Source organism: Sulfurisphaera sp., from assembly GCF_059755235.1.
In genome coordinates, this window is record NZ_DBPRYF010000015.1 from 25852 (window position 1) to 39101 (window position 13250).

The 13250-nt window shown below is 35.3% G+C and carries 12 protein-coding genes and 1 pseudogene; 5 read left to right on the top strand and 8 right to left on the bottom strand.

Annotation, left to right across the window (positions count from 1 at the left end; all coding sequences use genetic code 11):
- Positions 1–70 precede the first annotated feature (70 nt).
- From AC3OCB_RS01745 to AC3OCB_RS01765, 5 genes are read right to left on the bottom strand one after another with little or no spacing between them, the layout of a single operon-like run.
- Complete coding sequence (locus AC3OCB_RS01745) at positions 71–604, bottom strand: TorD/DmsD family molecular chaperone (RefSeq protein WP_498340466.1); 534 nt, start codon at positions 602–604, stop codon at positions 71–73.
- On the bottom strand, positions 601–1995 hold the full coding sequence (locus tag AC3OCB_RS01750) for a 4Fe-4S dicluster-binding protein (protein WP_498340467.1): 1395 nt from the start codon (positions 1993–1995) through the stop codon (positions 601–603). Before AC3OCB_RS01750 ends, AC3OCB_RS01745 begins: the two co-directional genes overlap by 4 nt.
- A gap of 5 nt (positions 1996–2000) precedes the next feature.
- The gene (nrfD, locus tag AC3OCB_RS01755; RefSeq protein WP_498340468.1) at positions 2001–3338 is read right to left on the bottom strand and encodes an NrfD/PsrC family molybdoenzyme membrane anchor subunit; all 1338 of its coding nucleotides are present in this window, start codon (positions 3336–3338) and stop codon (positions 2001–2003) included.
- The gene (locus tag AC3OCB_RS01760) at positions 3335–4051 is read right to left on the bottom strand and encodes a 4Fe-4S dicluster domain-containing protein (protein WP_498340469.1); all 717 of its coding nucleotides are present in this window, start codon (positions 4049–4051) and stop codon (positions 3335–3337) included. The genes nrfD and AC3OCB_RS01760 overlap by 4 nt, the downstream gene beginning before the upstream one ends.
- A gap of 5 nt (positions 4052–4056) precedes the next feature.
- Positions 4057–7185 carry a molybdopterin-dependent oxidoreductase gene (locus tag AC3OCB_RS01765; RefSeq protein ID WP_498340470.1) on the bottom strand — a complete coding sequence of 1043 codons (3129 nt, stop codon included), beginning with the start codon at positions 7183–7185 and terminating at the stop codon, positions 4057–4059.
- Between the two features lie 381 nt (positions 7186–7566).
- On the opposite strand from AC3OCB_RS01765, the pseudogene AC3OCB_RS01770 reads away from it, so the two are divergent.
- Positions 7567–8091, top strand: a pseudogene (locus AC3OCB_RS01770) (TQO small subunit DoxD).
- 6 nt (positions 8092–8097) lie between these two features.
- Positions 8098–8619, top strand: a complete 522-nt coding sequence (locus tag AC3OCB_RS01775; protein WP_498340472.1) for a TQO small subunit DoxA domain-containing protein — start codon at positions 8098–8100, stop codon at positions 8617–8619.
- 229 nt (positions 8620–8848) lie between these two features.
- Here AC3OCB_RS01775 and AC3OCB_RS01780 read toward each other — a convergent pair whose 3' ends face one another.
- Positions 8849–9142: an antibiotic biosynthesis monooxygenase family protein gene (locus AC3OCB_RS01780; RefSeq protein WP_498340473.1), complete on the bottom strand. Its 294-nt coding sequence runs from the start codon at positions 9140–9142 to the stop codon at positions 8849–8851.
- Between the two features lie 228 nt (positions 9143–9370).
- On the opposite strand from AC3OCB_RS01780, the gene AC3OCB_RS01785 reads away from it, so the two are divergent.
- Positions 9371–9862: a hypothetical protein gene (locus AC3OCB_RS01785; RefSeq protein WP_498340474.1), complete on the top strand. Its 492-nt coding sequence runs from the start codon at positions 9371–9373 to the stop codon at positions 9860–9862.
- Here AC3OCB_RS01785 and AC3OCB_RS01790 read toward each other — a convergent pair.
- On the bottom strand, positions 9851–10165 hold the full coding sequence (locus AC3OCB_RS01790; protein ID WP_498340475.1) for a hypothetical protein: 315 nt from the start codon (positions 10163–10165) through the stop codon (positions 9851–9853). The genes AC3OCB_RS01785 and AC3OCB_RS01790 overlap by 12 nt on opposite strands.
- On the bottom strand, positions 10158–10637 hold the full coding sequence (locus AC3OCB_RS01795; protein WP_498340476.1) for a hypothetical protein: 480 nt from the start codon (positions 10635–10637) through the stop codon (positions 10158–10160). The genes AC3OCB_RS01790 and AC3OCB_RS01795 overlap by 8 nt, the downstream gene beginning before the upstream one ends.
- 289 nt (positions 10638–10926) lie before the next feature.
- Here AC3OCB_RS01795 and AC3OCB_RS01800 point away from each other — a divergent pair, with 289 nt between their 5' ends.
- The gene (locus AC3OCB_RS01800) at positions 10927–12435 is read left to right on the top strand and encodes a cytochrome ubiquinol oxidase subunit I (RefSeq protein WP_498340477.1); all 1509 of its coding nucleotides are present in this window, start codon (positions 10927–10929) and stop codon (positions 12433–12435) included.
- Positions 12436–12507: 72 nt separating this feature from the next.
- A partial coding sequence (locus AC3OCB_RS01805) for a hypothetical protein (RefSeq protein WP_498340478.1) occupies positions 12508–13250 on the top strand: 743 nt, incomplete at its 3' end.

Below are 13250 nucleotides of genomic sequence, written 5' to 3' on the forward strand. Positions count from 1 at the left end.
TAGTCTCTTTTTACCTTATTATAAATCTTGTTTAGATAAAAACTGCCTTTTAATCATTAACTTTGTTTAATCAAGAGGATAAAAGAGCGTTACTACTGAGCTCAATTAGTTGCTTAAGGCCTAAGCCTAACAATCTAGTATATTCTCCTTTAGAGTAATTTAAGATGTCTTGAACCAACTTAGGTGTCCATATCAGCAAATGCTCCTTTAGGAACTCTTTTGCTTCATCCACTTTATCTACGTAAAGAAGAAAAGACACAAATTCTAGTTCAGTAGAAAGATGGTCTGCTAACTGTTTTTGAGGATATATTCCATACCTTGAATATTTCTCTATAACTTGTTGAGCTGAAGTGCCAAGAACTGTTTTTTCCCTATACCAAGACTCATATGGTGGGCACTTGACATGCTTATAATCATTAATAAAACATGATGTAAACTCAGCGGATATCTTATCATACTCTCTGTCAGAAAGTAAAAGTAACTGGCTCACTTTATCATAATAAGGTCTATCTTTTATTCCCTCTACTAATTGTTTCACCTTTGTGTTATATCTTGGACTTAGAAAAAGCAAGGAAAATATCTTGTAATCAACCCATAGATTCATTTTTGGCCCCTTGGCTTAAATCTTGCCATAAACTGTTTCTGAAAAGCATATTCGGCTCTGTGTTTGGGACATCTTTCTAACCATTCCTCATCAAACATATCATTTTGATCCTTTTCATCCGTAGATCCCTTACCACAAGTAGCATTAGGATTCTTCTCTTTTATAGCTCTTTTAACTATTTCTAAGCTCTTCCTAGAACCTACAGGCTCTCCACAAACCCTGCATCTTACTAGTTCGTCCTTAACTAGGATCTTAACATCTTTGCTATACTTATTACTCTTACTTACACTTATTACTTTACCAGCAGAAGTGTTGCAACCGCCGACTCTTGTCCCATCTTTATAGGATTCTGGGCAGACATTAACACATATATTGCATCCAATACATCTTTCAGGATAGAACTCTATTCTTTCCTTGTCTTTATCCCTTATTAGCTTTATAGCAGATGATGGGCACCATTTTACACAGCTTTCACATAATGTGCACTTTTCGCTGTCTATAGTAACATCGTATTGAATGTAAGGAAGTTCATCAGTAATTTTCTTCCTAGCTTCTGCTCTGTTAAAGAAAGTGTCTGAGGTAGTCTTTAATTCTTTTAGTTCTTCTTTTTTACTTTCAATTTTCAAGAAAGGCGAAGTGAAAGAAATTCCACCTAATCGCTCATTGTAATCTTTCACAGCTTTGATAAAATTTTCTAGGTTTGATTGTAATTCACATCCTACACATTCAAAATCCAACTTTCCACTACTTCTCAGAAGCACAATGTCAACTTCAGACAGCATTGCCAAACAAGGTATTTTTATTCCTTTTCCGCTCTCGTTCTTATAACAAGTTATCTTCTTATCTCCCCTTACCTTAGCCAACTCAAAGACGGAGTTTTGTGATACTGAAGGGAACTGTAAAGCACTTACTGGACATGATGCCACACATAAACCACAGGCTGTACATTTGTCATAGTCAATAAAAACACCGCTTTTTTTATCTACTTGTATAGCTTTATAGGGACAAGAATCTTGGCAAACAGTACAACCTTTATATAACCAGTTGCAGTACTCTTTGATATATACTGGTTTGTCTACTCTATCTTCTAATTTTTTTATCTCTCCCCTTAATATGTCTCTCCTATTTGCAATAGAGTACTCTTTAACCGGAGCTAAATCAGCAACCCAAGCATTTTCAAGAATTACCTTATTGTATTCTATCTCTTGAGGAGTCGCATCTTTATCTAAGAAACGAACTAGAAGAGGATTTGCACCTGCTTTAAGGATTTCTTCTTTGTTGACATTACCTAAAAAAACATATGCCTTGGCCCCCTTTAATTCTTCTATAGAAGAAATAATATTTACCTTCAGTTTTACTAAGGGATTCGGTTGAGTTAAATCAACCTCCATTTCTATCACTTAAATATCCAGTGTTTTGCTTCTTCGTCTTCTTCTAATGGTAATAATATAACACCTAAAGTATAGACTCCTAATAACAATAATACTGATCCTATAAACCATACTATATCATAAAATGAAACGTGGAATGGAAGGAATGACCATAGTGGACCATTATTGAATACGCTACGTAATTCATAGACCCAGTTAGACCCTGCAGGTGATATTGGGGATATAGTGTAGTACCAAGTTATTGATTGAGGTATTATATCTGTTAACGTAACTATAGTAAACATACCTAATAGAGAGAATATTGCTGACGTTATTAACGCACCACCACTAGGTTTATTATATGCTACTCCATACATGGCTAATGGTATTATTATTCCTACTAATACTACTCCAACCCAGAATATTATGCTGTAATTACTAAATAACATTAAGTCTGCCCATGGCCTAGTTTCTTGATTAGTAGCTGTTAGCCACATCCACCATAGCATTAGGAAGCCTATAGCAATAGTAACCAAGATACCATCTCTTGCCAAAGTCCTATACATTTCTCTCACATGGGATTGTGGTGGATCAGCTTTTATTGCTTCACCAGTTTTCCCAGTTGCCTTTTTGAACTTATTATAAATCGGCGTAATGAACGAAATCATTGCTATTCCTCCATAAAACGATAATAAAACGAACAGTATCGACATAAAGGGACCAAATTCATAAACCCATGTTGATAGATAGCCAAATACTGCTCCTAGATTAGCGTCTAATATTAATTCAGCTATTATTGTATATCCAACAACAAGAATTAATAATGATAAAGATTTTGATAAAGATTTGGAGTACAGCCAAGATAAGCATCTGCTACAAGGATCTTTATTGTTTTTCGTTTTTTCTCCTAGCAACAGTAAGATTTCAGCAATTATTCCTATACCTACAAGAACATAAAGTACACCGTTCCAAGCTATTCTTGATGTATCTCTAAAACTCAAGTAAATGTACATAGCTTCTGCTGGCTTATATGCTGATGAAAACACCATTAACCAACCTGGTATCAATACTGCTAACGCTATCCATTCATTCCTTAATGAAATGCTCTTAAATGGGTTTTTATCTTCGTGGTTTTTGTTAAACAGTTCGTAAAGAGAGTTGTAGGTACTAACACCGGTACCAATAACTCCAAAGAACATATAGCCAATTACTAAGAGGCCCCAGGGTATAGGTTCATCATTAGGCTCTGTAAATGTTACATATCCGTTAAACCATGCTATTGGATTATAGCTCATGCCATAAAATAAGATACCACCACCAATTAGAATAAAAATGATAGTCCAAGCCAATAAGATTTTGTTCATGAATTCCCACCTCCATTTTCGATGTATCTTCCTAACTGCCTGTTAAAAACGTAAAATACTTTAGGTTGTACATTTAATTCTGGATTTAGAACTATTGCTTGTCCACTATTAACTAATATACTAACTTCACTGTTGGGATCATCTAGACAGCCAAACACTCTTGATCCACCCGGACAAGTCCTTACACATGCAGGAGTATTAGTTCCATCAGGTGCTGTACCGTAGCAGAAGGTACACTTATCTACATGAGGTACTGCATGAATCGTATTAGGCCCAAAGTACTCTTTGGCTTTTTGTATATCTTCATATGTGTAAAAGTATCTTGCACCATATGGGCATGCCTCAACACAATATAGGCATCCCATGCACTTATATTCATCAACTACAACAATTCCCCCTTGAACTATTTGAGTAGCACCAGTAGGACATACGTAATAACATGGTGGATTCTCGCATTGCATACATAGTCTAGGGACAAATACTCTCTGTGAATTAGGAAATTCACCTAGCTCTAAGTCCTCTACGTGAGTTCTAAATAGCCCTTCCCAGAATGGTGTTTGATTCTCTATTGTGCATGCTGCTACACATGCGTCACAGCCTAAACACTGATCAACTTTAACTACGAATCCCCAATGTTTACATGGCTGAGTATTTCCAAATTGTGTGTATGGATTTACTACTTGGTTTAGAGTTGAGGTTTGATTTGAGGACATGTAGATCACCCTGAAGTGGAATTATTACCTTGAGAAAAATATTGGTTCCATTCACTTTGAGAAATTGAAGTATTTGAAGGGATTTTCTGTGCTTGTTCGGTCGGTAAGGTACCTTGATCTTGATTACTTACAGTAGCTAGTTGGGTAGCTTCTTGAATCTCTTCTTGGGTAGCCAGTCTAACGTGAACTGTAAACTGCTCCGATTGATAATATCCTCCTAAAGGATTACGGCCTGGAGTCCATAATTCAGAAACTGGCTTATTACCAAATTCATTAATTGCCTTTGTTGCATAAGTTAATGCGGGATTTCTTTGTCCATATGGTTCTGGTATTCCTATAGTATCTGGTCTTATCCACTCAGTTAAATGGGCTTTCAAAACTAACTTTGGTATCGATCCGTCTGGATTTGGTAATTTCCATCTTTCAATAGCTATCCAATCACCTTCGTTAATTCCTAACTGTTGCGCTGTTTCTTTGTTTATCCATGCCCTCATTAAGATGTTTTTATGATAACTGTCAGATGCAATAGCCATTAGCAATGGGTTATCTGTGCTAGATGTATAAGCAAACTGTGGAACCTTATACGTGACAATAAACATTTCTGGAGGTGTTGGTTTAAATGTTGGATCGTTATATGGTGATGGAGGTTCAACATAAACACCAGTCTGAACAGCATACCCTCCATTCCAATTTGGTGGAACTTCAGCAATAATTGGATCAAATATTGGATCATAACCATAGTTTTGAATAACATAATAATAGAGTATTGTCGAGTATATCTCTATTCTGCCTGTGGGTGTTGCTGCTGGTAAATCCCATGGAATTCTTTGATGATCATTGAAGTATTCATCTAACGTATGAATGACAAATACACCATTATTTCTTAAAGTGCTATAAATCTGCTCTTCGGGTATGTTTAGTTTCTTTGATAAGTAGCTTACTCTTGCCTCTCTCCAAGCATCAGCAGTAAAACTTCCCCATGGCTTGTATCCATTGTTTTGCATTAGATATTGTTCATATTCTGGCATTTCTTGCTGGATGATCTGCTTAAATACTTCTTGGTCTATATCATGTACACTAGCCATCCAGTTTACATAAGCATCTCCGACTTGCTGTCCCATTTTATATGCTAACATAACAAACAAGTCTAGTCCGTTAGCGGTATTTGGCCAAAGGACTGGAATTGCTTGCCATCTTCCTCTATCCGCATAGTCTGGTGCAGGGCCGTCATATCTAAATGGTTCGTCCCTCTCCAAATAGCTTACGTCTGGCAGTATCACATCTGCATATAGTGCTCCTTCTGTTGGCAAAATATCAATCATAATGTAGAAGGAGTTCTCCAGAATCTGCTTATACTCATCCCACTTAAAGTTAAATGGATTTCCTCCATATGACATGACAACTTTAGGTTTGTAAGGTTTGCCATTCCACATCACATTACCAAGGTATCCTTCATATGCTCCAGATTCTAGGAATAATGTAAATGCTCCTGCTGGTTTCTTACCTTGCTGTTTAAGGGTCTGATTATACGCATAGGAAATTGAAGGATATCCAGAAGACCAGAAGGATGGATTGTTGTAAACATAGATTATTGAATAGATAGTTAAAAGTGCTCCAGGGAGCTCTAGCAATGGGACTGCTTGAAGAACCTCTGGTCTTTGCAATAATATCCCAGGTTTAGTATTGCCACTCTGTACCAAATTGTTATAGGCATTTACAACTTCTTTGATTCCTTCTCTATATACACCAGAGTAAACCCATCCACCTCTAACATCAATGTTACCAGTTAACGCCATGATTATAGCATAAGCTTTTCTGAATTGAGGTGCTTGATCATTAAAGAATCCTTTTAGCCCAGTAACAATGGTCATTGGCTTCATTGTGGCAATTCTATATGCAAGATCTTGCAACTGCGAAAGCGGTACGTCTGCTACTTGTGCAGCTTGATCAAGAGTGTAATTGCTAACCTTTTGTGCAAGGAACTGGAAGACAGTTTGAACTTGTGTACCATTTACAGTAAGTCCTTGGGGAGCGTTTAAAGCTGGTCTAATTTCATTTCCGTTGACATCGTATCTGTTTGTGTTTGTAAATGGTGGTACTTTAACAACTTGACCACTTATTTCATCATAAACATAATAGGCCTTAACAGTACCATCCTCCCAATCTTCTTCTAACAACTTAACTACTCCATTCTCTTCATAAGCTAGGAATGGAGCGTTAGTATAATACCTTACAAAATTATCGTCATAATAGTTGTTTTGAATTAAGTAATTAATTATGGCCATAGCAACGTATAGATCTGTCCCAGGCTTAATCGGAATCCATGAGTTTGCTTTAGATGCAGCTTCACTCATTCTAGGATCAATGGAAATAACATATGCACCATTAGCAACACCTTCACCAAACCTCACAGCTCTATTAACGAAAATACCGACTGGAAAACCACTTGTTCCCCAAGCAACTATTAAAGAGGAATATGTCATATCATCCATTACATCAGATGCATGTAAATCAAATCCTCCAATCACATAGCCTATAGATTGTTGAACAGAGAACAGACAGGTTTGCATAGGAGTACCGTTGATATTAGGTATTTGAAGACCTAGTGTAAATGGAATGAAGTATCTTTTATAGTTAGCACATGGTACTCCTCCTCCAATTAAAAGGAATTCATAGGGTTGAACATTCTGTATATTCTGCATAATGTAATTGATTGCCTCCTCCCATGTAGCTTCTCTAAATGCCCAAGTCCCTTTTGGTCCTACTCTAATTAAAGGAGTCTTAATCCTATCTATGTTGTAAGTTCTTAATATGCCTGATTGGCCTCTAGGACATATCTTTCCTTTATTTAATGGGGATAGAGGATTGCCATCGATCTTTATAGCCCTAATATAACCATTTTTTTGTTCTGTTCTAACTAGAATGTCACACGTTGAAGAGCAAAAACCACATACGTTTGGGACATATGAGTATTGCCAGCCTGGTTGTAATTGCTCATCATTTACAGGATCTGCTTTAGTCAAAACGTCAAAATCATATTTTGATGCTAAATATGCTGCTGTAGCCCCTACACCTACGACAGCAGAGACTTTTAAGAAATCCCTTCTGGTTAGCCTAAAACTATCTTTGTCCATTAAGAATATCCCGTACTTGATATTTTTAAATTTTCCTATAATTACTATAATAATGATAAAAATAAAAAAGAATATAAGTAAAACAATGTATAATTATTATATAGGTTTAATATACTTAATATTTTCTTTAAAACATAAAATTACTGAATACATACGTTGCATAAATTTGTCTCATTAACCATATTTAACGGATTTTTTAATAATACCGTTAATCTAGTAAAAAGCTCCTTAGTACTAAAATTTATAAAATAAATAAATATTAAAATATAAAACTTTTTAATCTAATTTTTTTGGTTTATTACTTCTAAATTAACTTTTTGTTATTCTTTGATGATAAAAAAGTTTTTATATGAAAAAGTTTATAATTATAATTTGATAAACATGGCTCAAGTAACAGTAGAAGAAACACAAAAATTCCTTCCAATACTCAGAGTTACACTAGGTTAGATGTTTTTCTCAGCATTTGTAAGAAGGACAATTAACGTACCGGCAAAGCTTAATCCGTCAAGTTCAGCCTACGTCGGTGGTAAACTAATAACATTCCTACCCCACGCATGGGGGCCTATTAAGCCCATGCTTTTGAGTGTTTTGCAAAATGCTGGAGAGCTTTATGCTTTTATAATAATTATGTTTACTGCATTAGAGGCAATCTTCGGTCTTTTCATGATGCTTGGTCTCTTTACTAGACTTTCCGGGTTAGTCTTAGCTGGCTTAGCATGGGGAATAGGTTTAGCTGCTGGTTGGTTAGGCTCTACATGTGTTGATGAGTGGCAGATTGCTGCAACAGAAGGTGCTGCAGCATTTATGTTTGTGTTCACTGGGAGTAGATGGTTGTCATTAGATTATTTCTTAGCTAAAAAGTGGAAAGGAATTAAGATTGGTAAATATTACATACCCTTGTGGTGATGGAAAATGAATGGGAAAGTTACAGCTATAGTTGCAGTTCTAATGATGCTTTTTGCTACTGGGGTTACTTTTGGACTTTACCAGATAAACTTTCAAGGCTTTACTCACTTGACTAATTATTCTAAAACTCCAGCATACTCCCTAGTTGGAACTGAACTTTACTCGAACGGCACACTGTTTTTGCAAGTTTCAAGGACTGCTGGCCCAGATACTTATGGTGGCTTCATAGTTTTAGTTCAAGTGCTTTATCCAAATGGTAGTGTATTTTACCAATGGACTGGACAGCAGTTAGGAATGATCCCATCAAGTCATATTAAGAATGAAATACCTCTCCATCCCTCAAAACCAATAAAAATTGGTAATTACGGTGTTGGGATTGAAGTTCCATTAGGACAAAACTCAACAATAATTTTGCAAATACCACATCCAGTTCCACCGGGAAGTTATATAGTTAAAGTTTGGGATGCTGATGGACAGTCTGCAGCATATGGTCAAAACTTCGAAATAACAGTTAAAGTAACTAGTTAAGAAGTTAAATTTTATTTTAGGTTGTTTCTTTTTTATCATTTCCAGAATGGTCTACTTTATACTTTATCTACATAAGATCATGCCACTAAACATTATTAAATAATAAAGGAATTAAATAATGTAATTATTAGGTTTCTATTTCACTCTACATGGACATTATTATGCGTCTTTGTTCCCATAATTAAAAATCTTTTAACTTGAGCAAAAGTCTATCAAAAACGAATCTTGCTTAGGCATTTACTTCTTGGAAAACTTTATGTCTTGGCATACCTTCCAGTATCGTCTTACCATAATTCGTAGTATCAGAGAATTGTCTACTTAGTACAAATTTTCTGAATGCATCTAATGATTCCCACTCGCTATAGATCAAATATTCTCTTGGATCACTTATGCTTTTATAAAGTTTTGCATCTATAAAGCCTTGCACGTTCCCTTTTAGAAACTCTAAAACCTTAGAAAAAGTCTTTTCAAATTCTTCTTCGTGACCTGGTTTAACCCTATAATAAAGACCTACATTTATCATATGATAAGATTAAAGCCTATAGTTAATAAACCTATCTTCAAAAGGTTGACATTTGTCTCACTCGTTCTTAATTATAATTATTTTTGAATAAAAATAATTAGGACTAGAAGGAGTAATTAACAACTTTTGTCCAATGGCTCTATTGCTTTATTCTTATATAAAGAAAGAAAAAGAAATCTCTTGATAGATATGTGTGACTATAAATTAGTTAAAATAGAGAGAAAAATTTTGGACAATAAGAATATTGTGTTACTGCCCAGAGATATATTCAATAAATTCACAACTGATCCTGCTTATTTGAAAGTACTGCTAAGCGATAAGAGAGAAGAGATTAAAGTGAGCAAAAGCTATTACTATTTCATTTTATCTCAGCTTAAAGAAAATCATTTAGTAAAAGAGAACGCTGTTTCCTTTAAAGCTGCCATACCAGTAATTATCAGTGAGAAAGGAATTGAATTTGATAACAGTATAATGTATGTTGATGATGAAAACAAGCTACTAATTTTCATAGATAATCAATCCTCAGAGTTTGAGTGTGCTAATTGTCCAGTGTATGCGGAATGCGTTTATGGAATAAAGAGGATTGCAAGACAAATGGGAATCAGACTAGGAAACATAGAGAGTGAAGAGCCTCACACTTTATGGGTTTCCCTGATTTCTAAAATAGTAACTAAGGTTACAAATAATATAAAAAGTGTAGCTGTCCCTTTAAATTCCTAACCAACCGTGAACATAACCTTCAATTTGATATAATGGATTTATTCCCATGTATAAAGAAATTGGAACCCAAACTAAGAAACCTGCTAATAGATAAAGAGAAACTGAAGCTAAGTCTTTGTACTCCTTTCTAGTAATAAGGTATATTAGAACTGAGCCGAAAGGACCTAAGAGAAACATTAGACTTAACCATCTTGCAGGATCTTTTCTTCTAATTAGTATATAAAAAGTTGCAAAAATATAGCCAACACCAGCAACTAACCCACTTATAAACCATAGAATGTTAATATACCTCTTATTAAACATAAATTACACCCTTATTACTTACATCTTGTGTTATATGCTTAAATATTTCCTCTATAATTTTCTTACAAGGAATATCTCTTTTAACATCCTTTAAATCTAATTCCTTAAGCAGTTCTTCATCAATACTACATCTCCTATAATCAATGATATAAAGCATTTTCCTTTTTTTACTAACAAAGACTATTGTGGGTTCTAACTTCACCGTAAAATTGTTGTCCTCCATTTTAAATGGAATAACCATACTGAAGTTTAGCTTGTTATCTTGAATAAGGTTAAGGTTTTTTAGTTTTCCAAGGATATAGTAGTAATAACTTTTACTTACTTCAGCAGAAATATAGTCACTGTTAAGAATAACCTTAAGAAATGACTCATAATGAAATATTTTCTTAAAAACGTCATATTGCATGAACACGACTCTAGGATCATCTACCACATCTCTCTTAAGTTCAAGGCAAAACTTACTTCCTTTCATCACTTATATGTTAGGCGTAAAACTTTTTAACTCTTTCTATTCAGCTCGAATCCCGTTTTAGGGAATTGCAAATTTTAATTTAAGTAATTTCTGAAGAGAAAAAAGTAAGATACAATTTTAGACTTAATAATTATAAAGAGAAAAAAGATTAGAAAAAGAAACTATTTCCCTTTTTCTTATATTTTGTAGGACTTGTCCCTTGTATCAGGAATTGGAGTTCAACATTTAAAGTATTTAATATTTATAATGACAATCGTTTCTAATTATTTTTCAGTAAAGGGTGAAAAAAATGGTAGATATGTTCGTGTTTGACCGTCTGTTAGCCGCATATACTATGGCTGCACACATGTTCTTCACATATTGGGCAATAAGCCTACCATTCTTCGTAGTAGCTGCTGAATATCTTGGTTATAAAAGGAACGATCCTTACTATTTAGCATTAGCAAAAAGATTTTCAGTTGTAATGGCAGTGCTATTCGCTGTAGGCTCTGCTGCAGGAGCAGCAATAGCTGTAGAGTTCATTACTGCGTGGTATAAGTGGATGTTCTTGGTTAATGAAGTTGAAATCTTACCATTTGAACTAGAAGTAATGGCATTCTTCTCAGAAGTAATATTCCTAGCACTATACTTATACGGATGGGATAAAATAGGGAGAACAGCTCACATGGTCTTAGGAGCTTTAGTAGGAGTAGGTTCTTCAATGTCAGCTGTTTTGATTGTTATAGTCAACTCATGGATGAACACACCACAAGGCAGTTTCGACATTAACACTTATCTTCAAACAGGCCAGTTAACGGGCATAAATCCACTAAGTGCTTTATGGCCAGACGCAGCTAATGCAGAAGTTCCTATGGTATTAGCGGGTGCTTGGTTTGTTGGTTTCGGATCATTAATAGGCTACTTTAGCTTTAGAAAAATATTCAGTAGCAAACTAGATGTACAATCCAAAGAGTATTATAATAGAGGACTAAAGCTAGCTACCTACTTGGCTGCATTAGATGCTATATTCTTAGGGTGGGCTGGTGACAATGCGGGTAAAGTACTCTATAGTGATCAGCCATTGAAGTTAGCTACTTTAGAAGGCGTAATGCAAACCTACCCACATGGTGCACCAATGGAAGTTGGGCCTATATCAATTCCAGGATTATTAAGTTGGTTATCAACATGGAACCCTAATGCACCAGTTTTAGGTTATTCAAGTTTCGATCAGAGTGTCTGGGATCCAATATGGTGGTTAGCACATGACGCCTATGACATACATGCAACCCTAGGTATTTTAGGAGCTATTATAGCGTGGATATTAGCTGCAGCTTACTTATTCCCAAGATTTGGAAAAGCGTTTAGCTGGTTAGGACTTGACAATCCAACAGAGAGAAAATTACCGCTCTATGTAGCATTTATAGTAGGTTGGTTACAGTTTATAGCATGGGAAGCTGGATGGGTAGCAGCAGAAACAGGAAGACAGCCCTTCGTTGTATGGGGTCCAATGGTTCAAACTTCAAGCGGTCTATATACAATACAAGGTGTACTATTAACTAGTGATGCTTACAATTCTAACCCAGATGTGTTCGGAATAGGGATAGGGATAATGACTGCATTAGCAATAGCAATAATTGGCACACCAATCGTATTAAAGAGACTGTTCTCAAAGAGAGATATTAAACAAGACGTAAGTACTATAACTGTATCAAGCCCATCATTTTCTGCTCAAACACCAATTACCAAACAGACAACCACAACTAAACAAGATAGCATTTCTCCTAAAAGCGGATTAGACTTAAATAAAGGTGAAAAATAATGAACTTCTTTTTTTCCTCTATCTTAACAACCTTTTTTTCTTTAAGAATCAAATTATATTAGGTGAGAAAGAATGAATCCATACGTTCTATTCTTCTTTATACCCTTATCCTGGTTTGTAACGGTATTTATGATAGAAGCAGGATCAGTAGTAATGATACCAATATGTAAATATGAGAATTACAGAGAAAAGATGATGTATACAGTAGGGTCATTATGGGCTATTATTGGAACTTCTCTAGTATATTTAGTAGTTTCCTTAGACGGAATTTTTGCACCTATTTTGTATGCTACGGGAGAAGCATTATTTGGAGCACTAATGACATTAATCATTGTCATAGCATTTCATCACTTCTTAATTGGCTCTGCCGAAGGAGCTGACTCATTAGGCAAAGAGAAAACAGCTAAGTTATATTTAATACTTGCGATGCCTTTTGCATTATTGATGGCATTCCTAGGAAATACTGTATTCACTTCAGTCTTCAGCGGTTATGGTATAGGCTTAAACTTACCATTAACTACTGTAGCAAAAGTCTTAGAAAATGGGGTAGGGCCAGGCGGATTGCCTGCTGTACTACATAGTGCTCCTAACACAGAAGTGTTCTATCCTAACTTCATGCAAATGTTCTTCAATCCATTTAACTGGGTATTCTTCATAGCAGTCGTTATGTATGTAGTATACTTCACTGTAGCCTTTTACGGTATAAAAGAGAGGTTCTTATTAGGTGCTCTAGCATTAACATTAGCTCATGCATTATTCTTAGCTAGCACAGCAGTCTGGCTACCAATAGTATTTAACAGTGCTATAGGTAATGC